The following is a 23032-nucleotide window of genomic DNA, read 5'->3' as shown; positions in this document are numbered from 1 at the left end:
AGAACAGTCATCGCCGTCATCGACGGCTCAGAGCATGCTGGGCAGCACGCGGTCCGGGGGTTTGTGGCCATCCACGAAGGCCCGGATGTTGACGATCACCTTCTCGCCCATGGCGACGCGCCCCTCATGGGTGGCCGAGCCCATATGGGGCAGCAGCACCACCTTGCCCTGCTTGGCGAGCCGCACGAGGCGCGGATTGACGGCGGGCTCCTCCTCGAACACGTCGAGGCCCGCGCCGGCAATGGCGCCGGCCTCGATGAGCTTGGTCAGCGCGCCCTCGTCGATGATCTCGCCGCGAGCGGTGTTCACCAGGATCGCATCGGGCTTCATGAGCTTGAGCCGCCGCGCGGACAAAAGGTGATAGGTCGCCGGCGTGTGCGGGCAGTTCACGGAGACGATGTCCATGCGCGCCAGCATCTGGTCGAGGGATTCCCAGTAGGTCGCCTCGAGCTCCGCCTCGATCTTCGGCGGGACGTGGCGGCGGTTGTGGTAGTGAATCGACAGGCCGAAGGCCTTGGCGCGCCGGGCGAGCGCCTGGCCGATGCGGCCCATGCCGACGATGCCCAGGCGTTTTCCCGTGATGCGCCGCCCCAGCATCCAGGTGGGCGACCAGCCGGTCCAATTCCCGTCCGGGATCACGCGCGCGCCCTCCGGGAGGCGGCGGGACACCGCCAGGATCAGCGCCATGGTCATGTCCGCCGTGTCCTCGGTGAGGACGCCGGGCGTGTTGGTGACGGTAATGCCCTTCCCCACTGCGGCCGAGACGTCGATGTTGTCGACGCCGTTGCCGAAATTGGCGATGAGCTTCAGGTTGGGCCCGGCCTGCTCGACGATCGCCGCGGTGATCTCGTCGGTAATGGTGGGAACCAGAACGTCAGCCGTCCTGACCGCCTCGGTGAGCTCCTCCGCGGAGAGAGGCCTGTCCTCGAGGTTGAGGCGCGTGTCGAACAATTCGCGCAGGCGCGTCTCGATCACGTCGGGCAGGCGGCGGGTGACAACGACCACGGGTCTCTTTTTCATCGGCTCAAACGTCCCCAGCACAGAAAAAGCCGCGAAGTGCAAAGAGTTTCACGCTCTCTTAACCCTGCTTCGGCGATCAAAGGTGACGACCCGCCACAGTGCGGTATCCGTCAAGCTTCTCTACCAGAGCCGCCATCCAAGACAAAGCCATGATCGGGGGAACCATGCGCAAGATCGTCCTTGCCCTTGCCGTTGTCGGCCTGAGTGCCGGATCGGCCCAGGCCCAGCAGCTTCCCGGCGGACGCCTTGGCACCGGCTTGCCCGTCCCGCGCTATGTCAGCCTCAAGACGGACCGGGTCAACCTGCGCGAGGGCCCGTCCAAGGATCATCGCACGGCCTGGGTCTTCCAGCGCGCGGGACTTCCCGTCGAGATCATCGCCGAATACGAGACCTGGCGCCGCATCCGCGATTCGGAGGGCACCGAAGGCTGGGTTCTCCATTCCCTTCTGTCGGGACGTCGGACGGCCCTGGTCATGCCCTGGGCCAAGGGCAAGCAGCCCCCGATCAACCTCCTCGACAAAGCGGATGAGAAGGGCGGCGTGCTGGCCCATCTCCAGCCGGGCGTGATCACGAACGTCAAAGGCTGCGACGGCAAGTGGTGCCGGGTGATGATCGCGATGGACGGCGCCCGCGACGTGGACGGCTACATCCAGCAGGAGAAGCTGTGGGGCGTCTATCCCAACGAGACGGTCGAGTAGGCTTTTACCGATTTCTCAAGAATTGCAGGGTTAGAAGGCAACACCGTAACCCGTTCCGCAAAAAGCCTTCCCCATGTCCTTGAATTTGAGCTTCAAGCTGCTCCCGATCTTAGGCATCGCCCTGGGCGTCGCCTCCCTGGTCGTTCCCCGTTTTCTGAACATTTTCGTGGCGATCTTCCTAATCGTCTACGGCCTCGTGGGCTACGGCTTCATCCGCTGAGAACCACGGCCTGTGCTAAGCCGCCCGGTGCCCCATGAGTCGCTGGCCGAAGACGTTGAAGGCGAGACCGAGAACGATCACGGCACCGCCGACGGCCTCGATCGGGTGCACGGCTTCGCCGAGGATGAGGACCGAGCCCAGGATGCCGGCGACGGGCACGAAGAGGGCGAAGGGCGTCACCGTGGCCGCCGGGTGGCGGGAGAGCAGATAGGCCCAGATCCCGAAGGCGAAGATCGTGGTCGGATAGGCGAGATAGGCCACCGCCGCGAGAGTCCCGCCATCGATCCGGGTCAGGGCGGCAATCACCTGGGCGGGACCGTCGAGCCACAGGGACAGGCCAAGCAGCGGCAGCGACGCAACTAGGCTCGACCAGACGATGAAGCCCAGCATGTCGACCCGGCCGGCCCGCTTGGAGACGATGTTCGCCACGCCCCAGGAGGCTGCGGCGATCACCGTCATGAGGAACGGCCCGGCTCCCCCGCCGGTCATGCGCGGCCAGGCGATCAGGACGAGGCCGAAAGCGGCGACGAGGCCGCCGGCGATCTGATGCGGCCAGGGGCGCTCGCCCATGAAGAGCGCCGCGAAGAGGATCGTGAAGAACACCTGCGCCTGCATGACCACGGAGGCGAGGCTTGCCGGCATGCCGATGGCGACGGCGGCGAAAAGCAGCCCGAACTGGGCGACGCCGAGGAAGAGGCCGTAGGCCACGACGTTCTTCCAATCGGTCTTCGGGCGCTGGACGAAGAAGACGGCCGGAACCGCCGCGAAGAGAAAGCGCAGGGCGGCCAGCAGCAGGGGTGGCGTGGTGCCGACCCCGAGCTTGATGACGACGAAGCTCAGGCCCCAGATGGCCGTGACGAGAAGAGCAAAGAGGCTGTGGCTGAGCGGCATCTATCAAAAACCGGGATGCCGCTTGAAGGGATGGGTTTAGGCGCCCTTGCGGCGCAGGCGCACGATCACCTCGACACCCGCCACTTCCATGCCTTCGGGAGGCTGGGGCAGGTCGGCGACGCTCAGGCCTGAGGAGGGCATATCGACGAGTTCGCCCTCTTCCTCCAGGAAGAAATGGTGGTGCTCGGTCGGGTTGGTGTCGAAATAGGCCTTGGCCCCGTCCACCGCGAGCTGGCGCAGGAGGCCGGCTTCCGTAAATTGGTGCAGGGTGTTGTAGACGGTTGCCAGAGACACCGGCACGCGGGCGCGGGTCGCCTCGTCGAAGAGCAGTTCGGCCGTGATATGACGGTCACCCTTGCCGAACAGGAGCCAGCCTAAGGACACCCGCTGCCGAGTCGGGCGCAGGCCCACGCGGCGCAGCTTGTCCCGCAGCTCGGACACGGGGCAGCCCTTCCGATGAGCCGGAGCGGCGGTGGACTCGATATAGGCGGACAAAGGATCGGTCATGTCACGGAACTGAATGGACGAATGCGCGCTTCTAACATCACGATAATAAGAAAGCGAGAGGGTTGCCGCAAGGCTAGCCCAAGGTCGGCTTTTGGAACGACAGGGTTCTTAAGGATCCTCAGGGATCGAAGAATCCCGGCTCAGGTCCCTTTGATGGACGGCCAAGCCTGTGCTACCAGAGCCGCACCATGGCCCCGAGGCTTTCTTGAGGCCCATTTGAGACCCTAGGGAAAGGATCGGCATCCGGCATGGCCCGCCAGTCCAGCTTTAATTATGAAGAGCTCCTTGCCTGCGGGCGCGGAGAATTGTTCGGCCCCGGCAACGCCCAGTTGCCGCTGCCGCCCATGCTGATGTTCGACCGCATCACCTCCATCGGCGAGGATGGCGGCGCCTACGGCAAGGGCCATGTGGTGGCCGAGCTCGACGTGCGGCCGGACCTCTGGTTCTTCCCCTGCCACTTCAAGGGCGATCCGGTGATGCCGGGCTGCCTCGGGCTCGACGCGCTCTGGCAGATGACGGGCTTCTTCCTCGGCTGGGGCGGTTCCCCGGGCCGCGGCCGGGCGCTCGGCGTCGGCGAGGTGAAATTCTCCGACCAAGTGCTGCCCAACGTCAAGAAGGTGGTCTACGGCGTCGATCTCAAGCGTGTCTTCCGCTCGAAGCTGGTGCTCGGCATCGCGGACGGCTGGCTCGAGGCCGACGGGCGCCGGATCTACGAGGCCAAGGACATGCGGGTCGGGCTGTTCCAGGCCGACGCTCCGGTCGGCGGCTAGAATTCGGCACAGTGCCGGTCCTAACTGACACTGTACCCACATCATGTTGACAAAGCGCGATCTTTTCGGAAAACCGGCCTCACTGCTCGGCAGCAGGAGCCTCGGGTTTTCGCATCGTGCCGTCAATCAATCGCGGGCTCACGGTTGAGATTGAGCAGGGTCGGCCTTACGTCTCCGGGACAGGCCGGCAGTGAAGGTCCTTTGAAGAGGTAGGCTATGAGGCGCGTCGTCGTCACCGGAATGGGCATCGTGTCGTCCATCGGCAACAACACGCAGGAGGTGCTGGCCTCTTTGCGTGAAGCGAGATCCGGCATCAGCAAGGCCGAGGATTACGCGAAATACGGCTTCCGCTGCCAGGTGCACGGCGCCCCGAGCCTGAACCCGGAGGAGATCGTCGACCGGCGCGCCATGCGCTTCCACGCCCGGGGAACGGCCTGGAACCACGTGGCCATGGACCAGGCGATCCGGGATGCCGGCCTCGAGGAGAGCGACGTCTCCAACGAGCGCACGGGCATCATCATGGGCTCGGGCGGTCCCTCGACCCGCATCATCATGGAAGCGGCCGACATCACCCGCGAGAAGGGGCCCAAGCGCATCGGCCCCTTCGCGGTGCCCAAGGCCATGTCCTCCACGGCTTCCGCGACGCTCGCCACCTGGTTCAAGATCAAGGGCGTGAACTATTCCATCTCGTCGGCCTGCGCGACCTCGAATCACTGCGTCGGCAATGCCTACGAGATGATCCAGTACGGCAAGCAGGACGTGATGTTCGCCGGCGGCTGCGAGGATCTGGACTGGACCATGTCCAACCTCTTCGACGCCATGGGCGCCATGTCCACCAAGTACAACGACACCCCGGCACGCGCCTCCCGCGCCTATGACGTCAACCGCGACGGCTTCGTCATCGCCGGCGGCGCGGGCGTGCTGGTGCTGGAGGAGCTGGAGCATGCAAAAGCCCGCGGCGCGCGCATTTACGGCGAGATCGTCGGCTACGGCATGACCTCGGACGGCTACGACATGGTGGCCCCCTCGGGCGAGGGCGCCATCCGCTGCATGCGCATGGCCCTCAAGGACGTGCACAATCCGGTCGATTACATCAATCCCCACGCCACCTCGACCCCGGTGGGCGACCAGAAGGAGATCGAGGCGATCCGCACGGTCTTCGGCTCAGGCGACAAGTGCCCGCCGATCTCTGCGACGAAATCCCTCACCGGCCACTCGCTCGGCGCGACCGGCGTGCAGGAGGCGATCTATTCGCTGCTGATGATGAACAACGGCTTCATCTGCGAGAGCGCCCATATCGAGGAGCTCGATCCGGAATTCGCCGACATGAACATCGTGCGCAAGCGGATCGACGACGCCAGGATGGACACCGTCCTGTCGAACTCCTTCGGCTTCGGCGGCACGAATGCCACACTCGTCTTCAGCCGCTACAACGGATAAGACTGACGTCATTAACCTGAGACAGGTCCGTACGATGCCCCGTTTTTCCAGAGGGCTTCGCACGGACAGGCTTAACCACACCATAATTCCGGCTCGCGATGCACACTTTCATAACAATTGGCATCGCACCTTGGAGTCGATGCAGAGGGGGATCCACGTGACCGGTCTGATGCAAGGAAAGCGCGGCCTCATCATGGGCGTCGCCAATGACCACTCCATCGCGTGGGGAATCGCCAAGGCGCTGGCCCAGCATGGGGCGGAACTCGCCTTCACCTATCAGGGCGAGGCGCTCGGCAAGCGCGTGACGCCTTTGGCACAGTCGCTCGGCTCCAGCCTCGTCATCCCCTGCGACGTGGAGGATCTCGCCTCGCTGGATGCGGTGTTCGACACCCTCGACAGAACCTGGGACGGCCTGGACTTCGTGGTCCACGCCATCGGCTTCTCCGACAAGTCGCAGCTCAAGGGCCCTTACGTGGACGTCACCACCCGCGAGAATTTCTCCCGCACCATGGTGATCTCCTGCTTCTCCTTCACGGAGATCGCCCAGCGCGCCGCCAAGCGCATGCGCAAGGGCGGCTCGCTCCTGACGCTCACCTATGGCGGCTCCACCCGGGTCATGCCGAACTACAACGTGATGGGCGTGGCGAAGGCGGCGCTCGAGGCGAGCGTGCGCTACATCGCCAACGATCTCGGCCCGGCCGGCATCCGCTGCAACGCCATCTCGGCCGGCCCCGTGCGGACGCTTGCGGGCGCTGGCATCGCCGATGCGCGCCTCATGTTCACCTACCAGAAGGCCCATTCGCCTCTGCGCCACAACATCACCATCGAGGATGTGGGCGGCTCGGCCCTCTACCTGCTCTCTGACCTCTCGAGCGGGGTGACCGGCGAGATCCACTACGTGGATTCCGGCTACAACATCATCTCCATGCCGCGCCCCGAGGTGCTCAAGGCCCAGGATGCCGCGGGCGTGACGGGGGAAGAAGGCTAGAAACTCCGTCCAAGGCAATAGTTAGATCTCGCCTGATTGGCGGATTTACTCCTTTATGAAGGAATCGATCCAAGCCTGAAGAACGGACTGGATTGCGCCAGCACTCTCATATCCTGCACGCCTAAGGGTTGGAGCTGCCATGTTAAACGCATCGGCCAGATCCATTCCTTCGGATGATCCCTTACCTCCCAATGATTCAATCACGGCCATATCATATTGAATGGCCGCGATGTGCATCGCGAAGCAATACTGAACGCCCCTTAAATCCTGCTTGATCATTGAACGGTCGTAACAGTCTTGAAGGACTGCATTGAGGCCGGCAATCCCGCTCTTCCTGATCTCTGCGATCGCTGACTTCGCAGCCCGCTCAAATACAGGTTTTGCTTGTGATAGGAGCGAGAGAGACTCAGCCGATGCGAGCCTTGATGCGCCGATCAGAGTAAAAGCGAAAAGTAAATTCCGGAGAATTGCCGCTTTGCCCAAGGAAGCCTCCTCTTGAGAGCTTAAGGATACCACCTTATTATATTTCGTAACATTTGCAGGGATGTGCGCCGGCACATCGCCGATGCGTAGCTCATGTTCACCTATCAAAAGGCCTAGGATACCGCAGGCCTCACAGGCGAGGACGACCAGCACGAGGACCTCACCTCTACGGGCGCACCCTCAAGGCCAGTCGGCACCAGCGGCCAGCCTTTTTGTATTCGGCGGCGCGCAGGCTCTGCCCGGCCATTCTGCGAACATCCTTAACGACCTCTCCCTCAGCCCCTGAAGCACAGGGGGCTCCCTATGCAGAGAGACGTCGATGCCGGCTCGAACTGCTCTCTTCGAGCCGTAACGGAAGGGGCAAATCCCCACTCAGCTCAGCTCTGAAAGCCGATAGATCTTTCGGCCCAATGGACAGAAGGGTCAGCGTCAGCCAAGATTTTGCGCTTCCTTCGATGGTAATTTTTCAGCCCGTTACATGCAGAGCAGAGAACCCATAGCTCCTTTTCCGGGAGGTAGACCTTATCGCGAGAAGGCGTTCGATGCTTTCGGCGGCGCTTTTTCTGAAAAAGAGAATCTATACCGTTACGCCATCGAGCTGAGCCACCAGATCCCCTGGGTGTCCGATACGGAAGGCAACATCCTCTATATCGGGCCCGGCTGGGCGGAGATGATCGGGCATCCTCTCGAAGACCTGCTGGGATATGGCTGGATGCAGTTCGTGCATCCGGACGACGCCGCCCGCCTGAAGCAGGCCCGCCGGGAGACCCTCGCCTCCGGCGCATCCTACGAGTGCGAATACCGGATCAGGACGGCCGACGGCCACTACCGCTGGTTCCGCTCCAGCGCCGGAGCACGCCGCAACGGGAGCGGCACCGTCATCCTCTGGTACGGCACCACCCAGGACATCCATGACCGCAAGCTCGCCGAACTAACCCATGAGGGCCATACGCGGGTACTTGAAATGGTCGCCGCCGGACGCCCTCTCGACGAGGTCCTGACGGCTCTCTGCCATCTGACCGAGGACCAGCTCACCGGGGCGCGCTGTTCGATCCTCCTCTTCGATCCATCGCGCCAGCTGCTCCGGCACGGAGCGGCACCCAACCTTCCTCCCGCCTACAACGCGGCCATCGATGACCTCCCGATCGGGCCGGCGGCCGTGTCATGCGGCACGGCCGCCTATCGCCGCAGCAGCGTGATTGTATCGGACATCGCAAACGATCCGCTCTGGATTTCGAAGCGCGCCCTCGCCCTGCAGCACGGCTTGCGGGCCTGCTGGTCGAAGCCGATCCTATCGCGGTCCGGCGACGTGCTCGGCACCTTCGGCTTCTACTATGCCGAGCCGCGAATCCCCACGCAGGCCGAGATGGACAGTATCGACGCCGTGCCGCATCTGGCCGCTCTGGCCATTGAGCGCCAGCGGACCGAGGCGGCCCTGCGCGAGAGCGAGGAGCATTACCGCCATTCGGTCGAGCTGAATCCTCAGATTCCCTGGACGGCGGACAGTCAGGGCAACATCCTCAGCACCTCCACACGCTGGAATCAGCTGATAGGGATCCCGCCTGACGATACCGTGGGCTCCGGCTGGGCTCAGGTCGTGCACCCTGATGATCTGCCCCTGGTTCGACAGAAATGGATCGAGGCGGTCCGCACGCGCGAACCGCTCGATGTGGAATGCCGCGGGTATCTTGCGGATGGAACCTGCCGCTGGTTCCGGAGCCGGGCGATTCCGCGTTTCGCCGAGGACGGCACGGTGATGCGCTGGTACGGGACGGTCGAGGACATCCATGACCGGAAGCTCGCCGAGGAGCAGCTGCATCGGGCGGCCTATCATGACGACCTGACCGGCCTCGCCAACCGGAGGTTCTTTCGCGAACGCCTCAAGCAAATTCTGGACGAGGCTTTGGACGCCTCGTGCGCCATCGGCCTCCTGGTCATGGACCTCGACCACCTCAAGCAGATCAACGACCGGTTCGGCCACGACGCCGGAGACGATCTTCTGAGGGAGTTCGCCCAGCGCCTGCGCGACGTGGTGAGGCCCACCGACGTCGTGGCCCGCTTAGGGGGCGACGAGTTCGCCGTGATCCTGCCCGGCGTGACCGGGGAGGAGGACATTGCCGCAACCGCCCGAGCCATCCTGTGCCGGATGCAGGAACCGCTGAAGCGCAGCGGCAAGACGCTGGACTGCCGTACCAGCATCGGGGGCGCGGTCGCTCTCGGATCTGAGACGAGCCCCGAGGAGCTTCAAAAGCAGGCGGATCTCGCCCTGTACCACAGCAAGTCGTCCGGTCGCGGCGCGTTCAGGATGTTCGTCCCGGCCCTGCGTCAGGAAGCCCAGAAGACGGCCTCGGCCCTGGAGGTGGCGGCCAAGGCGATCGCGTCCGACTGGATCATGCCGTTCTACCAGCCCAAGGTGGTGCTGGCCTCCGGCGCCCTCGGCGGCTTCGAGGCCCTCCTGCGCTGGCAGCACCCCCGCGGCGGCATCCAGTCGCCGGAAAAGATTGCCGCGGCCTTCAACGACACGGAACTCGGCACCGCCATCGGCGAGCGCATGCGCTCCTGCGTCATGAACGACATGCACCGCTGGCTCGATGCGGGCCTGGCCATCGGGCGCGTCGCCATCAATGCATCGGCCGCCGAGTTCCGGCGCGGCGATTATGCGGAGCGCGTGCTCGAGGAGCTGAGGCGCGCCGGCGTGCCGGCCCGGTGCCTCGAGGTGGAGGTGACCGAGAGCGTCTTCCTCGGATCCAGCACCCAGCTCGTGGAACGGGCCCTGCGAACCCTGAGCACCGAGGGCATAACCATCGCGCTGGACGATTTCGGCACGGGCTATGCCTCCCTGTCCCATCTCAAGCGGTTTCCGGTGAATACGATCAAGATCGACCGAACATTCGTGAGCGGCCTGGAATCCGATGCAGGTGATGCGGCTATCGTGAAAGCCGTGCTGGGCCTCGGGCACAATCTCGGGATCGAGGTCGTGGCCGAGGGCGTCGAGACGGCCTTCCAGGCCTCTCTCCTGCAGCGCATGAGCTGCGACCTGGTGCAGGGCTACCATTTCGGACGCCCGATGCCGGCCGGCGACGTGCCGTCCCTCATCGCATCATGGCAGGGGGTGTAGCGCGACCTGACACCATCGCTTTTTCCAAACTTGATTTCACGAAGCTATGACACTCACGAGCTTGGCCTTGCCGTCGCCACGATCGGACGGCACGAGAGGCTTCCCGTCAGTCGAGTTGCCTTGTCATGATCCTGTCCCGCCGCACCCTTCTCGCCGGTCTTGCCGTCTCGAGCACCGGTCTTCCCGCCTTCGCGCAATCCGCGCCGGAGCCGCAGCTCGTCCCCATCGAATTGGTGGAGGACACGCTCGCCCTGCCGTCCGCCGTGCGGCTCGGCCACCCGCATGGCGACGTGATCATGATCGAGTATTTCGACTACAATTGCCCCTGGTGCAAACGCTCGGCCCAGGACCTGCCCGCCCTGCTGAAGGCCGAGCCCGATCTCTCCTACGTGCTGGTGAATTTCGCGGTGCTCGGCATCGCTTCCGTGACGGCCCACAAGGCGGCGCTCGCCTATCTTCAGCTCCAAGGCCCCGAGCGCTATCTCGACCTGCACCTCGCCCTCTTCCGCCTCCGCGGCGCGGTGGACGGGGAGCGGGTGCTGGCGGAGGCGCAGCGCCTCGGCGGCGACCGCAGGCGCCTGGAAGAGGCCGCCGATGCCGAGCGCACGACGCAATGGATGAAGGACGCCTTCACCCTCGGCAATTCCCTGGGCTTCGTCGCCACGCCGTCCTTCCTGGTCGCCACGCAATCCTATGTCGGCGGCATGAATCTCGCCCAGAAGCGCGAGGCCATTGCCGAGGCGAGAGGCTGATCAACCTTTCCGCATCACGCCCTGGGTGTCATTCCCGGCCGGAGCGCAGCGAAGGGGAAGGGAATCCAGAGCACTGAACGTGTGTGTGGATCCCCTTCCCGCACTTCGTGCGCCGGGGATGACACGGTGCGGCACTTCTTCTCGCAAATGAGTACGAAAAGTTGCGGCATTCATGGCGACCCGCTAAGCCCCAAAGCGCATGTCGCTCATCCGCTCCTCCCTTGTGGTCGGCCTCGGCTCCGTCGCCTCGCGCATCCTCGGCTTCGCGCGCGACGTGCTGTTCGCGCAGGCCCTGGGGGCGGGTCCCGTAGCGGATGCGTTCCTCGCCGCCTTCCGCCTGCCGAACCTCGTGCGCCGGATCGTCGCCGAGGGCGGGCTCAACCCGGCGCTCGTGCCCGCTCTGAGCCGTCTGGAGCCCCATGAGGCGGCGGACGTGGCTGGCGACGTGCTCGGCGCCTTCGGCCTCGCGCTCTTGGCGCTCACGGGCCTCGTGGAGATCGGGGCGGGTCTGCTCGCCCTGCTGCTCGCGCCGGGCCTTCACGGCGACGGGGAGACGCTGGCGCTGGTGGCGCTCTATACCCGCCTCTCCTTCCCGGTCGTGCTGTGCGTGACGCTTGCCTCCATCGGCGGCGCCATCCTGAACCTGCGCGGGCGCTTCACCGCGACGGCCCTGGCGCCCCTGGCGGTCAACGGCGGATTGATCCTGGCGCTGGTCGTCCTCGAATTCGGGTTCAGCCATGCCCTCGCGCAGAAGGCCGCATGGCTTGCCGCCGCGTCGAGCCTCGCCGGCCTGAGCCAGCTCATCATCGTGGCTGCAGCGCTCCTGCAAGGCGGCTCGGGCCTCGTCCTCTTGCGCAGGCCCCGCTGGTCGCCCCTGCTGAAGAGGCTGCTCGTTGCCGGGCTTCCCGTGCTGGCGGCCGGCGGCGCGGTGCAGATCTTCTTTCTCGCAGCCACCCAGATCGCGTCCTTCTGGCCGTCGGGTGTCTCCTGGCTCTACTATGCCGAGCGGGTGATGCAGCTGCCGCTGGGCCTGATGGCGGGCTTGAGCTCCGGCCTGCTCCTGCCCGAGCTCGCCCGGCGTCACTGGGCCGGCGATAGGCAGGCCCTCGTGTCGGCGCAGAACCGGGCTTTGGAGGTGGCGCTGCTGCTGACCTTGCCGGCGAGCGCCGCCCTGCTCATCCTCGCCCGGCCGATCAGTGCCGTTCTGTTCGAGCGCGGCGCCTTCGAATCCTCCGATGCGGAGGGCACGGCCCTGGTGCTCATGACGCTGAGCCTGGGTCTTCCTTTCGCGACGGTGGCGAAGGTTCTGAGCCAGACCCTTTTTGCCTGCGGTTCCTTGAGGGCCGCGCTCGCCGCCGCCGGCTTCGGCCTTGCAGTGACGGTGACCGGCTCTCTCCTGCTCGCCTGGCCCCTCGGGCCGGCCGGCATCGCGCTGGGGTTAAGCCTCGGATGCCTCGGCCATGCGGGAGCCGTGATCCTGGGCCTGCAGCGATTCGGCCTCTGGGCGCCGGACCGGCAGATTCAGGCCCGCCTCCTGCGGATTGCGGCGGCGGTTCTCGCCATGAGTTCAGGGCTCCTCGGGGCCGGTCGCATACTCCCACAGGTCCAAGCCCCCGCCTTGGCCGCTCTCTGCCTCTGTGGCATTGCCCTTTATGCGCTTGCCGCATGGATGACCGGTGCCGTCACCCGCGACGATTGGGCCGCTCTGACGAAAAAATCGTGAGAACCCTTGCATGGTGGCGCAGGCCTGTCGTAACCCCGCCGCAGAGTAGCGTTTTCCCGCGAGGCGAGCTTATTAAGCCGGCTGCGGGCGATGCATTTGGAAAAGGGTCTGGGGCGGTCTGCGGCTCATCGAAGTCCGCGCGATGCACCCTGCGTGGGAGTTCAAGGCGATGGCGCAGTTCAAGGAGCTGGTGTTCTCGGGCGTTCAGCCCACCGGAAACCTTCATCTCGGGAATTATCTCGGCGCCATCAAGCGCTTCGTGGCCATGCAGGAGAACTACGACTGCATCTACTGCGTCGTGGACATGCATGCGATCACCCTGCCGCAGAACCCGACCGACCTGACCCGGCAGATCCGGGAAGTGACCGCCGCGTTCCTCGCAGCCGGCATCGATCCGAAGCGCCACATCGTCTTCAACCAGTCCCAGGTGCCCCAGCACGCGGAGCTCGCCTGGGTGTTCAACTGCGTCGCGCGCCTCGGCTGGCTCAACCGCATGACCCAGTTCAAGGACAAGGCCGGCAAGGACCGGGAGAACGCCTCGGTCGGCCTCTATGCCTATCCGAACCTGATGGCCGCCGACATCCTGGTCTACCGCGCCACCCACGTGCCGGTGGGCGAGGACCAGAAGCAGCACCTTGAGCTGACCCGCGACATCGCCCAGAAGTTCAACAACGACTGGTCCGAGTCGATCGCGGCGCACGGCTTCGGCGATGCCTTCTTCCCGCTCACGGAGCCGATGATCCAGGGTCCGGCCACCCGCGTCATGTCGCTGCGCGACGGCTCGAAGAAGATGTCGAAGTCGGACCCGTCCGATTATTCGCGCATCAACCTGACGGACGACGCCGACACCATCGCCCAGAAGGTGCGCAAGGCGAAGACCGATCCCGAGCCGCTGCCCTCCGAGGTCGAGGGTCTGAAGACCCGCCCCGAAGCCGAGAACCTCGTGGCGATCTATGCGGCGCTCATGGACACCACTCCGGAAGAGGTGCTGCGCCAGCATGGCGGCGCGCAGTTCTCCGGCTTCAAGGCGGCGCTGGTCGACGTGGCGGTGACGAAGCTCTCGCCGGTCGCCGACGAGATGCGCCGTCTCATGGCCGATCCCGGCCATATCGATGCGGTGCTGGCGGACGGCTCGGCCCGCGCCCGCGCCATCGCGTCCGTCACCATGAATGCGGTCAAGGACATCGTCGGATTCTTGCGGTCCCGTTAGGCACGTCGGGATTTGAACGTGAATCCGGTTCTCCGCCGCGGACGATGCGCTGCTTAAAAGAGCGGCAGCGGACCGGCTTGCCCTTCCCCCAAAGGCAAGGCAGCATCGGATTCAGGCAGGAGAGCGTTCCGTGAGCGACAAGCGCCGATCCTACGAATCGGGCCATCGCCCGAAATTCATGGTGGTGGTGGACAAGACCCCGGAATGCGCGCGGGCGGTGCACTTCGCCTCGCGCCGCGTCGTTCGCACCGGCGCCAGCATGGTGATGCTCGCGGTCGTCGATCCGCCCGACAATTTCGAGTGGATCGGCGTGGGCGAGGCCATGATTGAGGAGGCGAGCGAGGAAGCTCAGAAGCTCCTCGATGCCGCCGCCCGTGAGGCCCGCAACGCGGCGGGCGTCGAACCCGAGCAGGTGATCCGCGTCGGTACCCGGGCGGACGAGATCATGAAGCTGATCCAGGAGGACGAGGACATCTCCTTTCTGGTGCTCGGCGCCGGCAGCAGCAAGGAAGGCCCCGGCCCCTTGGTCTCGACGCTGGGCGGCCGCGCCGCCGCGTCCTTCCCGGTGCCCATCGTGATCGTTCCGGGCGGCTTGACGGACGAGGAGATCGACGCGCTGGCAGGCTGACGGACCGGCTCAAGGCCTCCCCTTGGAATCCGCCCCGATTCGCTCCACATTGGGAGAGGATCCTGTTAGAACCATTCTAAATCCACCGCTCGGCCGGCCTTGAACCGGCGCAGAGGACGAAACGACAATGTTTATCCAGACAGAAGCCACTCCCAATCCCGCCACCTTGAAATTCCTGCCTGGCCGCGTGGTCATGCCGGAGGGCACCTTCGAGGCCAAGACTCCCGAACAGGGCGAAGTCTCGCCGTTGGCCGAGCGCCTTTTCGCCGTGCCGGGCGTGACCGGCGTGTTCTTCGGCTACGACTTCGTCACCGTCACCAAGGCGGACGGCGAGTGGCAGCACCTGAAGCCGGCGATCCTGGGCGCGATCATGGAGCATTTCATGACCGGCGCGCCGCTCTTCGCCAACGGCTACGGGGCTAGCCAAGAGGACGGCGAGGAATTCTTCGACGATGCGGATGCAGCAACCGTCGAGACCATCAAGGAGCTGCTCGAGACCCGGATCCGGCCGGCGGTGGCGGGCGACGGCGGCGACATCACCTTCCGCGGCTTCAAGGACGGTACCGTCTACCTCGTCATGAAGGGCGCCTGCTCGGGCTGCCCGTCCTCGACCGCCACCCTGCGCCACGGCATCCAGAACCTGCTGCGCCACTTCCTGCCTGACGTGCGCGAGGTGCAGGCGGTCTAAGGGCCGTTTGCTTCAGGACCTCAGTCTCATTATCCAGAGCGCGGCTTGAGAGAGCCGCGCTTTTTGTTTGGCTTCCTCCGTAGCCGTGATCCGAGGCGGGCAGCACCGGAATGCCGAAGGAGCAACAAACCGGTTTCCACCCATCCCGGTCATGCTCTAAAGAAACCCCACGATCCCACGGAGACGACCCTTGCGCGTCCTAGCCATCGATACCGCCCTCGGCGCCTGCTCGGCCTGCATCGTCCAGGCGGGCGAGACCGTGCCGCTGGCGGCCGACACCATCCCCATGGAGCGCGGCCATGCGGAGGCGCTGATGCCGCTCCTCGACCGGCTCTCCGCGCAGGTCGACGGCAGCTTCGAAAGCCTCGACCGGGTCGCCGTCACGGTAGGGCCCGGCAGCTATACGGGCCTGAGGGTCGGCATCAGCGCCGCCCGCGGCATCGGCCTTGCCGCCGGCATCCCGGTGGTCGGGGTGGCGACGCTCTCGGCCTTTCTCGCCCCGCTCATGGTCGGCGACAGGCGTGGGCTCTACACCGCCGCCATCGATGCCAAGCACGGCCACCTCTACATCCAGGCCGTCGCCCCGGGTGGGCGCAGCATCATCCCACCGGGGCTGATGACCTATCGCGACGCCATCCGGCTCCTCGGCTCCGGCCCTATCATCGTGGCCGGATCGGCGGCGGCCATGCTGGCCGCCGAGGCGAGGGCGCAGGGGGTCGAGGCCCAGATCTGCGACGTGTCGGCCTTCCCCGACATCGCCTGGGTGGCCCGCCTCGGGGCGCTCGCCGATCCGGCCCAGGCCCTGCCGAAGCCGCTCTACCTGCGCGATCCCGACGCCAAGCCGCAGGACGGGGCGCGAATCGCCAGACAGTGAGAATTCTTGCAATGAGAATTCTCGACCGGTTCATCCAGCCGCCCTCGCCCCATGTCGAGCCCGTGGGCACCGAGGCCGCCGCGCGGCTCGCGGCGATCCACGCCTCCGCCTTCCCGCGGCCCTGGAGCACCCTCGACTTCGAGCGTCTGCTCGGCGAACGCGGTGTCATGGCCGACGGGCTCTTCCTGGGCCGCACCACGAAACCTTCAGGCTTCGTCCTGTCGCGGATCGTGCTGGACGAGGCGGAGATCATCACGGTCGCCATCGCGGCCGACACTCGCGGGAAGGGCCATGCGCGCGCCCTTCTCACCCGCCACCTGGACGCCCTCTCCCGCCGCGGCGTCGCCCGCGTGCATCTGGAGGTCGAGGAGGGGAATGGACCGGCCATCGCCCTCTACCGTCGGGCAGGTTTTCGCGAGACCGGGCGGCGGGAGGGGTATTACCAGAAGGCCGATGGAACCAAGGCTTCCGCCCTCACCATGGCGCTGGACCTATAGCCCGCTGCGCTCACCTCGCTTATAAGGCTGCCCAAGGAGTCGCTTAACCTTGGCCACACGCAACAGCACATCCGCCAGAACGCGCCGGTCGGACGCCATCGAGCGCGCCTGCCGCGACAAGGGCCTGCGCATGACGGGCCAGCGCCGGATCATCGCGCAGGTGCTCGATTCTGCCGCGGATCATCCCGACGTGGTGGAACTGCATCGCCGGGCCGCGGAGGTGGACGACCGCATCTCGCTATCCACCGTCTATCGCACCGTGAAGCTGTTCGAGACGGAAGGCATTCTCGAGCGGCTGGATTTCCGCGACGGGCGCTCGCGCTACGAGCAGGCGGCCCGCGAGCACCACGACCATCTGATCAACCTCGAGACGGGCGACGTGATCGAGTTCCGCTCGGAGGAGATCGAGGCGCTGCAGAACCAGATCGCCAGGCGCCTGGGCTACAAGGTGGTCTACCACCGGCTCGAACTCTACGCGGTGCCCCTCGACAAGGATGATGCGTGACCAAAATCGCCGTCGTCTTCAGGCTGGCGCTTCTCGGCCTGTGCAGCCTCGTGCTCGTGCCGTTGCAGATGCTGGCCCTGCGCTTCGGCTGGTCATCCCTGCTTCACGTGCTGCCGATGTGGTTTCACCGGGCGCTCGTCGCGATCTTCAACGTGCGCGTGACCGAGCGGGGCACGCCGCCGGGCAAGGCGCCCACCATCGTGGTCTCGAACCACGTGTCCTGGCTCGACATCCCGGTGATCGGATCGCTGCATCCGCTCTCCTTCATCGCGAAGTCGGAGATCGAGGGCTGGCCGGTGGTGGGAACGATGGCAAGGCTTCAGCGCTCCGTGTTCATCGACCGCCAGCGCCGCAAGGCCACGGCGGAGGTCAACGATGCCCTCGCCCACCGGCTGGTGAAGGGCGAGGTGATCGTGCTGTTCGCGGAAGGCACCACGAGCGACGGCAACCGGCTCCTGCCCTTCCGCTCATCGCTGGTGGGTGCGGCCCAGACGGCGCTCATGCATGACAGCGTCGAGCGCGTGCTCCTGCAACCGCTCGCCATCTCCTACACCCACCGCAACGGGCTGCCCGTGACCCGCCGCGACCGCCCCTTCGTCGCCTGGTACGGCGACATGGATCTCGGGCCCCATCTCAAGCTGTTCATCCAGGGCGTTCCCCTGGACGTGGTGGTGACCTGGGGCGAGCCGATGCCGTTCAACGGCAGCCGCAAGCAGGCGACCGCCTTTGCCGAGGCCGAGGTGCGGCGGGCCCTGGCGGCGTGAGCCTTCCCGGCTATTGCCGCGCCCCCTCCGCCACCCCCTGAAGCCTCGCCTCGTCCAGCAGCCAAGCCCGAAAAGCTGCGATGGCAGGCCGGTCGGCTGTCGCCTCGGGGCAGACGACATAATAGCGGTAGGCTCCCTTCACCTGATGCAGGAAGGGCTGAACCAGACGGCCCGCCTGGAGATAATCACCGATCAGGACGCTGGTCGCGAGCGCCACGCCTTGACCGGCCGCCGCCGCCTGCAGGCAGAGATAGGTGTGCGGGAAACTCGGGCCGCGGGAGGTGTCCACGCCCTCGACCCCGATGGCCGCCAGCCAGCGGTCCCAGGTGGTGTAATCCGGAATGCTGTAGACGGTTTCATGGATCAGGGTGTGGTGGCGCAGATCCGCAGGCTCCCTCAAGGGACGCTTCGGATCGTTCAGCAACGATGCGCTGCAGACGGCAAAGAAGAACTCCTCCATGAGCAGGTCCGCGCGCAGGCCCGGATAATTCCCCTGTCCGAAGCGGATCACCACGTCCACATCCTCGCGGGCGAAGTCCGTCAGCCGCGTGTCGACCGAGACCCGCACCTCCAATTCGGGATGCCGCTCCTTCAAGGATCCGAGCCGGGGGATCAGCCAGCCGGAGGCGAAACTCGGCATGGAACTCACCGTGATCACGTTGGATCGGTCGGACCGCAGGGCCTGCGCCGTCGCCTCGTCGAGCCGGTCGAGAATGTCGGACAGGGAGGTGGCATAGCGCTCCCCCAAGGGCGTCAGCACAACGCCGCGGCTCGGCTGACGAACGAAGAGCGGTCGACCGAGCCAGGCCTCCAGGGATTTCACCTGCTGGCCCACGGCGCTTGCGGTCACGGCGATCTCGTCGCCGGCCTTTTCGAAGCTGAGGTGGCGCGCGGCGGCCTCGAAGGCACGCAAGGCATTGAGCGGCGGCAATCGGCGGCGGGACATGGCGGACCCTTGAGGTACTTTGCCCAAGTATTTCTTGGGTAGAGCTTAAGAAGTTCTCGTTTGCTTACAACCTACTATAGGACCACATTTATCTCCAGTGAAGCGCCTGGAGGAGAACCATCATGGCGATCGGACATGCCACAGCAAATCTTGGGTTCCACACCACCCACCGCAACCCTGGAAACACGCTTATGAACCTGCTTCTGCGTTATGAGGCCTGGCTTGACCGGCGCAGGACCTCCAAGATCCTGTATGAACTCGACGACCACGCGCTCGCCGATATCGGGTTGTCGCGCGCCGACGTGGAGGGGTTGAATGCGGCCTCCTGGCAGGATCACCTGCCGCCGTCGATCAGCCGGTAATCTCAACCCGAAAGGCCCCCGATGAAGCTCTATTCCGGTCCCGTCAGCCTCTTCTCGCGTAAGGTGGAGATAGCCCTTTACGAAAAGGGGCTCGCCTTCGAGCGCATCGAGGTCGTGTTCAGCCAGACGCGGGGCTACTCCCCCAAGCACCCCGACGTGCTGGCCCTCAACCCCAAGGGGCAGGTGCCGGTCCTCGTCGACGGGGATCTGTCGCTCTACGACTCGACGGTGATCCTCGAATATCTGGAGGATGCTCATCCCGAGCCGGCGCTCTACCCGAAGGCTCCCCGGGAGCGCGCCCGCTGCCGCCTTTTCGACCTCTTCGCCGACGAGATCATGCTGGCCCCCTTGCGCTTCCTCATGCACCGGACCGAGCCGAAGCCGGAGGATCTCGGGCGCTGGGAGGCGAAGGAGATGAAGGCGAGGGGGGCCGAGCCTGTCATCGCCGGCCATTTTGCCGAACTCGACCGAGAGCTCCACGGCAGGGATTATCTCTGCGGCGCCTTCTCGGCGGCCGACATTGCCGTGTTCATGACCGTGTTCTGGGCCCGTCGCCTGGGTGGGCCCTCGCTCAAGGGACATGACAATCTGGCGGCTTGGTATGCGCGGCTCAGCATGCGCCTCGCTTTTGCGAGGATTGTCTCTGAGATTCTTGCTGCCGATGCAGAACTGTCGGCGCCGGTGGCGGGTGCGTTTCGAGAGTGAGAATCCCCGTCATGGCCGGACTTGATCCGGCCATCCACGTGTTAGAACCACGACGTTGCTAAAGACGGGGATCCCCGGGGCAAGCCCGGGGATGACGAGAAAGGCTTTCTAACGACGGGAGCAGACGAAAAACCTTGAGCCAAACAGCCGCTATTCTCTTTAGGCCCCAAACCGCTTAAAAGGGCGCTCACCTTCGACCGCCCGATCGTTTCAGCAGACAGGCCGACCTCGTGAAAAAAGTCTTCGTCAAATCCTATGGCTGCCAGATGAACGTCTACGATGCCGAGCGCATGGCGGACATGCTGGCCACCGAGGGCTACAGCGAAACCAAAGCCATGGAGGAGGCGGACCTCGTCATCCTCAACACCTGCCACATCCGCGAGAAGGCTGCCGAGAAGGTCTATTCCGAACTCGGCCGCGTGCGTGAGCTGAAGCAGGAGCGGCAGGCTCACGGCCACGAGACCAAGGTCGTGGTGGCCGGCTGCGTCGCCCAGGCGGAAGGCAAGGAGATCCTGCGCCGGGCACCTGCCGTCGACGTGGTGGTGGGCCCGCAGAACTATCACAACCTGCCGAGCCTGCTGAAGAAGCCGCGCTCGGAGCGCGTCGTCGACACGGAGTTCCCGGTCGAGGATAAGTTCGACCACCTGCCCAAGCCCTCGAAGGCCGCCATCCGGAACCGCGGCGTGTCCGCCTTCCTGACCATCCAGGAAGGCTGCGACAAGTTCTGCACCTTCTGCGTGGTGCCCTATACCCGCGGCGCCGAGATCTCCCGCCCCGTCGCCAAGATCCTCGACGAGGCGATGCGCTTGGCTGATGCCGGCGTGCGCGAGCTGACGCTGATCGGGCAGAACGTGAATGCCTATCACGGCGAGGGGCCTGACGGTGCCGTGTGGTCGCTCGGCCGGCTGCTGCATCGCCTGGCCGAGATCCCCGGCATCGCACGGCTTCGCTACACCACCAGCCACCCGCGCGACATGGACGACGAGCTGATCGCCGCCCATCGCGACCTACCGGCCCTGATGCCCTACCTGCACCTGCCGGTGCAGTCTGGTTCCGACCGCATTCTCGACGCTATGAACCGCAAGCACACGGGCGACGAGTACCGGCGTCTGATCGAGCGCATCCGCAAGGCTCAGCCGGATCTGGCGCTGTCCTCCGACTTCATCGTCGGCTTTCCCGGCGAGACGGATGCGGAGTTCGAGGAGACCATGCGGCTCGTCTCCGATGTGGGCTTTGCCAGCTCCTTCTCGTTCAAGTACAGCCCGCGCCCCGGCACCCCCGCGGCGGAGATCGAGGCGCAGATTGCGGAAGCCGTGAAGGCCGAGCGCTTAGGCCGCCTGCAGAATCTGCTGGAAATGCAGCGACAGGCCTTCAATCGCGGAACCGTCGGGCGGACTCTCGACGTTCTCTTGGAGAAGCCGGGTCGTCATCCGGGCCAGATGGCCGGCAAGTCGCCTTATCTGCAGCCTGTGCAGTTCGAGAGCGATCGCCACGCTGTCGGTGAGATCGTGACGGTGCGGATCATTCAGGCAGGCTCGAACAGCCTGTTCGGGGAATGGATCGGACCCGGCAGCCAGGCCGCTGCCTAGTCTATTGCCCAACGAGGCCCCATATTCGTCCGTCGCCACACCGGCAGCGGATCATCAGAGGAGAGGCATTTGAGCCCAGCGGACAACGCGACCGCACGCGCACAAAAGGGACGCAACACAGGCAGCTTGCATCCCGGAGTCGTCGAAGAGGCCGAAATCATCCTCACCTTCGACGACAACCGCCTCGCCAGCCTCGTTTTCGGACAATACGACCAGAACCTCGCCCATCTGGAGCGACGCCTCGGCGTGACCGCGATCGCCAACGGCAACCGGGTCACCGTGAAGGGCACGCCGGAAGCCTCCGAGATGGCGCGGCGTGTCCTGGAAGGGCTCTACGAGCGCGCCCGCCAGGGTGGGGCGCTCGGGACCGGCGATGTGGACGGCGCCATCGAGGAGAGTACCCTCCAGGGCAGCCTCTTCCCGGCGGCCGAGGAACAGTCCGCTTCGGGGCTGACCGCCTTCGACCAGATCTCCACCCGCCGGCGCGGACCGGTGCGCGCCCGCAACGCCTCGCAGAACACCTATATCAAGGCGCTCAAGACGAACGAGCTCATCTTTGCCGAAGGCCCGGCCGGCACCGGCAAGACCTGGCTGGCGGTCGGCTACGCGGTCTCGCTGCTCGAAGCGGGGCAGGTGGACCGCCTGATCATCTCCCGCCCGGCCGTGGAAGCGGGCGAGCGACTCGGCTTCCTGCCCGGCGACATGCGCGAGAAGGTCGACCCGTACCTTCGCCCGATCTATGACGCGCTCTACGACTTCATGGAAGCGCGGCACGTAGACCGGGGCCTGCAGACCGGCATGATCGAGATCGCGCCATTAGCCTTCATGCGCGGGCGCACGCTCACCAACGCCCTGGTGCTGCTCGACGAAGCGCAGAACACCACGTCGATGCAGATGAAGATGTTTCTGACCCGCCTCGGCGAGGGCTCGCGGATGATCATCACCGGCGACCCGACCCAGATCGACCTGCCGCCGGGCCAGAAATCGGGGCTGGTCGAGGCCGTGCGCATCCTGAACGGCGTCGAGGGCATCGCCCGCGTCACCTTCAAGGAGGCGGACGTGGTGCGCCACGACCTCGTGCGCCGCATCGTCACCGCCTATGACAAGGCCGCCCGCGAAGCGCCGCCGGAGCCGCCGCGCCAGGATTACCGGGACCGCAGGCCGTGATCACCCTCGACATCATGATCGAAGCGGGCGATTGGGACCGGCTCGAAGACGCCGAGGCCCTGGCCCAGAAGGCCGCCGAGGCTGCGCTCGCCGTCACCTACGAGGCGGACGAGGAGTTCGAGGCGAGCGTCATGCTCACCGACGACGCCCAGATCCGGGAATTGAACCGCACCTGGCGGGACAAGGACAAGCCCACCAACGTGCTGTCCTTCCCAGCACCCGAGCCGCCGGGCTTGAGCGGCCCTCGCCATTTGGGCGATATTGCTTTAGCCTACGAAACCCTGGTGCGCGAATCCGAAGAGGAATCCAAGGAACTCGCGCATCATTTCGCCCATTTGATCGTCCATGGCGTTCTGCATCTTCTCGGCTACGACCACGAGGTCGAGGCGGAGGCGGAGATCATGGAAGGTCTCGAGGTCAAGGCGCTCGCCTCCCTTGGCATCGCCGATCCCTATCGCGATATGGCAGCATAACGGCTGGCTTAACC

At 65.4% G+C, this 23032-nt stretch carries 25 protein-coding genes; 20 read left to right on the top strand and 5 right to left on the bottom strand.

Annotated elements, in window-relative coordinates; all coding sequences use genetic code 11:
* Positions 1-27: 27 nt before the first annotated feature.
* Positions 28-1020 carry a 2-hydroxyacid dehydrogenase gene (locus ILT44_RS10475; RefSeq protein WP_204239517.1) on the bottom strand — a complete coding sequence of 331 codons (993 nt, stop codon included), beginning with the start codon at positions 1018-1020 and terminating at the stop codon, positions 28-30.
* Positions 1021-1169: 149 nt separating this feature from the next.
* Here ILT44_RS10475 and ILT44_RS10470 point away from each other — a divergent pair, with 149 nt between their 5' ends.
* The gene (locus ILT44_RS10470; protein ID WP_204239516.1) at positions 1170-1718 is read left to right on the top strand and encodes an SH3 domain-containing protein; all 549 of its coding nucleotides are present in this window, start codon (positions 1170-1172) and stop codon (positions 1716-1718) included.
* Between the two features lie 73 nt (positions 1719-1791).
* Positions 1792-1938 (top strand): DUF3096 domain-containing protein, encoded by a 147-nt coding sequence (locus tag ILT44_RS10465; RefSeq protein WP_204239515.1) that lies wholly within the window; start codon positions 1792-1794, stop codon positions 1936-1938.
* Positions 1939-1953: 15 nt separating this feature from the next.
* Here ILT44_RS10465 and ILT44_RS10460 read toward each other — a convergent pair whose 3' ends face one another.
* Positions 1954-2829, bottom strand: a complete 876-nt coding sequence (locus ILT44_RS10460; RefSeq protein WP_204239514.1) for an EamA family transporter — start codon at positions 2827-2829, stop codon at positions 1954-1956.
* Between the two features lie 36 nt (positions 2830-2865).
* Entirely contained in the window at positions 2866-3336 is a 471-nt protein-coding gene (gene irrA, locus ILT44_RS10455; protein WP_204239513.1) for an iron response transcriptional regulator IrrA, read from the bottom strand.
* A 248-nt stretch (positions 3337-3584) separates the two neighbouring features.
* On the opposite strand from irrA, the gene fabA reads away from it, so the two are divergent.
* The 3 genes from fabA (at position 3585) to fabI (ending at position 6534) form a co-directional block, all read left to right on the top strand.
* Entirely contained in the window at positions 3585-4106 is a 522-nt protein-coding gene (gene fabA, locus ILT44_RS10450; RefSeq protein WP_204239512.1) for a 3-hydroxyacyl-[acyl-carrier-protein] dehydratase FabA, read from the top strand.
* A gap of 216 nt (positions 4107-4322) precedes the next feature.
* A complete protein-coding gene (fabB, locus tag ILT44_RS10445; RefSeq protein WP_204239511.1) occupies positions 4323-5546 on the top strand; it encodes a beta-ketoacyl-ACP synthase I in 1224 nt (407 codons plus the stop codon).
* Positions 5547-5703: 157 nt separating this feature from the next.
* On the top strand, positions 5704-6534 hold the full coding sequence (fabI, locus tag ILT44_RS10440) for an enoyl-ACP reductase FabI (protein WP_307826417.1): 831 nt from the start codon (positions 5704-5706) through the stop codon (positions 6532-6534).
* A 45-nt stretch (positions 6535-6579) separates the two neighbouring features.
* On the opposite strand, the gene ILT44_RS10435 is transcribed toward fabI, so the two are convergent.
* Positions 6580-7170, bottom strand: coding sequence for a hypothetical protein (locus ILT44_RS10435; protein WP_204239509.1), 591 nt, complete (start codon positions 7168-7170; stop codon positions 6580-6582).
* 325 nt (positions 7171-7495) lie between these two features.
* On the opposite strand from ILT44_RS10435, the gene ILT44_RS10430 reads away from it, so the two are divergent.
* From ILT44_RS10430 to olsA, 10 genes are all read left to right on the top strand, one after another.
* On the top strand, positions 7496-10135 hold the full coding sequence (locus ILT44_RS10430) for a GGDEF domain-containing phosphodiesterase (RefSeq protein WP_204239508.1): 2640 nt from the start codon (positions 7496-7498) through the stop codon (positions 10133-10135).
* A gap of 125 nt (positions 10136-10260) precedes the next feature.
* Positions 10261-10887, top strand: a complete 627-nt coding sequence (locus tag ILT44_RS10425; protein WP_204239507.1) for a thioredoxin domain-containing protein — start codon at positions 10261-10263, stop codon at positions 10885-10887.
* A 199-nt stretch (positions 10888-11086) separates the two neighbouring features.
* Complete coding sequence (gene murJ / locus ILT44_RS10420; protein ID WP_204239506.1) at positions 11087-12610, top strand: murein biosynthesis integral membrane protein MurJ; 1524 nt, start codon at positions 11087-11089, stop codon at positions 12608-12610.
* A gap of 169 nt (positions 12611-12779) precedes the next feature.
* Positions 12780-13820 carry a tryptophan--tRNA ligase gene (trpS, locus tag ILT44_RS10415; protein WP_204239505.1) on the top strand — a complete coding sequence of 347 codons (1041 nt, stop codon included), beginning with the start codon at positions 12780-12782 and terminating at the stop codon, positions 13818-13820.
* Positions 13821-13950: 130 nt separating this feature from the next.
* Entirely contained in the window at positions 13951-14448 is a 498-nt protein-coding gene (locus ILT44_RS10410; RefSeq protein WP_204239504.1) for a universal stress protein, read from the top strand.
* Positions 14449-14575: 127 nt separating this feature from the next.
* On the top strand, positions 14576-15136 hold the full coding sequence (locus ILT44_RS10405) for a NifU family protein (RefSeq protein WP_204239503.1): 561 nt from the start codon (positions 14576-14578) through the stop codon (positions 15134-15136).
* A 190-nt stretch (positions 15137-15326) separates the two neighbouring features.
* Positions 15327-16010, top strand: a complete 684-nt coding sequence (gene tsaB, locus ILT44_RS10400; protein ID WP_204239502.1) for a tRNA (adenosine(37)-N6)-threonylcarbamoyltransferase complex dimerization subunit type 1 TsaB — start codon at positions 15327-15329, stop codon at positions 16008-16010.
* Between the two features lie 11 nt (positions 16011-16021).
* Positions 16022-16507: a GNAT family N-acetyltransferase gene (locus tag ILT44_RS10395; RefSeq protein ID WP_204239501.1), complete on the top strand. Its 486-nt coding sequence runs from the start codon at positions 16022-16024 to the stop codon at positions 16505-16507.
* Between the two features lie 130 nt (positions 16508-16637).
* The gene (locus ILT44_RS10390) at positions 16638-17012 is read left to right on the top strand and encodes a Fur family transcriptional regulator (RefSeq protein ID WP_204239551.1); all 375 of its coding nucleotides are present in this window, start codon (positions 16638-16640) and stop codon (positions 17010-17012) included.
* A complete protein-coding gene (gene olsA / locus ILT44_RS10385) occupies positions 17009-17776 on the top strand; it encodes a lyso-ornithine lipid O-acyltransferase (protein WP_204239500.1) in 768 nt (255 codons plus the stop codon). Before ILT44_RS10390 ends, olsA begins: the two co-directional genes overlap by 4 nt.
* A gap of 10 nt (positions 17777-17786) precedes the next feature.
* Here the strand turns inward: olsA and gcvA are convergent, their stop codons facing one another.
* The gene (gcvA, locus tag ILT44_RS10380; protein ID WP_204239499.1) at positions 17787-18722 is read right to left on the bottom strand and encodes a transcriptional regulator GcvA; all 936 of its coding nucleotides are present in this window, start codon (positions 18720-18722) and stop codon (positions 17787-17789) included.
* A gap of 122 nt (positions 18723-18844) precedes the next feature.
* Here gcvA and ILT44_RS10375 point away from each other — a divergent pair, with 122 nt between their 5' ends.
* The 5 genes from ILT44_RS10375 to ybeY all read left to right on the top strand — a co-directional run bounded on the left by ILT44_RS10375 (position 18845) and on the right by ybeY (position 23018).
* Positions 18845-19084 (top strand): DUF1127 domain-containing protein, encoded by a 240-nt coding sequence (locus ILT44_RS10375; RefSeq protein WP_204239498.1) that lies wholly within the window; start codon positions 18845-18847, stop codon positions 19082-19084.
* Positions 19085-19105: 21 nt separating this feature from the next.
* The gene (locus ILT44_RS10370) at positions 19106-19789 is read left to right on the top strand and encodes a glutathione S-transferase family protein (protein ID WP_204239497.1); all 684 of its coding nucleotides are present in this window, start codon (positions 19106-19108) and stop codon (positions 19787-19789) included.
* A 230-nt stretch (positions 19790-20019) separates the two neighbouring features.
* Positions 20020-21378 carry a tRNA (N6-isopentenyl adenosine(37)-C2)-methylthiotransferase MiaB gene (gene miaB / locus ILT44_RS10365; RefSeq protein ID WP_204239496.1) on the top strand — a complete coding sequence of 453 codons (1359 nt, stop codon included), beginning with the start codon at positions 20020-20022 and terminating at the stop codon, positions 21376-21378.
* 69 nt (positions 21379-21447) lie between these two features.
* Entirely contained in the window at positions 21448-22545 is a 1098-nt protein-coding gene (locus ILT44_RS10360; protein WP_204239495.1) for a PhoH family protein, read from the top strand.
* Between the two features lie 14 nt (positions 22546-22559).
* Positions 22560-23018: an rRNA maturation RNase YbeY gene (ybeY, locus tag ILT44_RS10355; RefSeq protein ID WP_239468075.1), complete on the top strand. Its 459-nt coding sequence runs from the start codon at positions 22560-22562 to the stop codon at positions 23016-23018.
* Positions 23019-23032 lie beyond the last annotated feature (14 nt).

Origin of the sequence: Microvirga arvi (genome assembly GCF_016892765.1) — a bacterium.
GTDB classification, from domain to species: Bacteria; Pseudomonadota; Alphaproteobacteria; order Rhizobiales; family Beijerinckiaceae; genus Microvirga; species Microvirga arvi.
The sequence above is the reverse complement of the archived record's forward strand: the minus strand, read 5'-3'. Positions and strand labels throughout refer to the sequence as shown.

What these genes read in the sequence shown, in the direction of transcription:
- ILT44_RS10460 (WP_204239514.1), bottom strand. Translation starts at nt 2,829, where the DNA reads ATGCCGCTCAGCCACAGCCTCTTTGCTCTTCTCGTCACGGCCATCTGG.
- irrA (WP_204239513.1), bottom strand. Translation starts at nt 3,336, where the DNA reads ATGACCGATCCTTTGTCCGCCTATATCGAGTCCACCGCCGCTCCGGCT.
- ILT44_RS10425 (WP_204239507.1), top strand. Translation starts at nt 10,261, where the DNA reads ATGATCCTGTCCCGCCGCACCCTTCTCGCCGGTCTTGCCGTCTCGAGC.
- murJ (WP_204239506.1), top strand. Translation starts at nt 11,087, where the DNA reads ATGTCGCTCATCCGCTCCTCCCTTGTGGTCGGCCTCGGCTCCGTCGCC.
- trpS (WP_204239505.1), top strand. Translation starts at nt 12,780, where the DNA reads ATGGCGCAGTTCAAGGAGCTGGTGTTCTCGGGCGTTCAGCCCACCGGA.
- ILT44_RS10475 (WP_204239517.1), bottom strand. Translation starts at nt 1,020, where the DNA reads ATGAAAAAGAGACCCGTGGTCGTTGTCACCCGCCGCCTGCCCGACGTG.
- fabA (WP_204239512.1), top strand. Translation starts at nt 3,585, where the DNA reads ATGGCCCGCCAGTCCAGCTTTAATTATGAAGAGCTCCTTGCCTGCGGG.
- ILT44_RS10465 (WP_204239515.1), top strand. Translation starts at nt 1,792, where the DNA reads ATGTCCTTGAATTTGAGCTTCAAGCTGCTCCCGATCTTAGGCATCGCC.
- fabB (WP_204239511.1), top strand. Translation starts at nt 4,323, where the DNA reads ATGAGGCGCGTCGTCGTCACCGGAATGGGCATCGTGTCGTCCATCGGC.
- ILT44_RS10395 (WP_204239501.1), top strand. Translation starts at nt 16,022, where the DNA reads ATGAGAATTCTCGACCGGTTCATCCAGCCGCCCTCGCCCCATGTCGAG.
- ILT44_RS10430 (WP_204239508.1), top strand. Translation starts at nt 7,496, where the DNA reads ATGCAGAGCAGAGAACCCATAGCTCCTTTTCCGGGAGGTAGACCTTAT.
- ILT44_RS10390 (WP_204239551.1), top strand. Translation starts at nt 16,638, where the DNA reads ATGACGGGCCAGCGCCGGATCATCGCGCAGGTGCTCGATTCTGCCGCG.
- ybeY (WP_239468075.1), top strand. Translation starts at nt 22,560, where the DNA reads ATGATCGAAGCGGGCGATTGGGACCGGCTCGAAGACGCCGAGGCCCTG.
- ILT44_RS10370 (WP_204239497.1), top strand. Translation starts at nt 19,106, where the DNA reads ATGAAGCTCTATTCCGGTCCCGTCAGCCTCTTCTCGCGTAAGGTGGAG.
- ILT44_RS10375 (WP_204239498.1), top strand. Translation starts at nt 18,845, where the DNA reads ATGGCGATCGGACATGCCACAGCAAATCTTGGGTTCCACACCACCCAC.
- gcvA (WP_204239499.1), bottom strand. Translation starts at nt 18,722, where the DNA reads ATGTCCCGCCGCCGATTGCCGCCGCTCAATGCCTTGCGTGCCTTCGAG.
- ILT44_RS10405 (WP_204239503.1), top strand. Translation starts at nt 14,576, where the DNA reads ATGTTTATCCAGACAGAAGCCACTCCCAATCCCGCCACCTTGAAATTC.
- ILT44_RS10470 (WP_204239516.1), top strand. Translation starts at nt 1,170, where the DNA reads ATGATCGGGGGAACCATGCGCAAGATCGTCCTTGCCCTTGCCGTTGTC.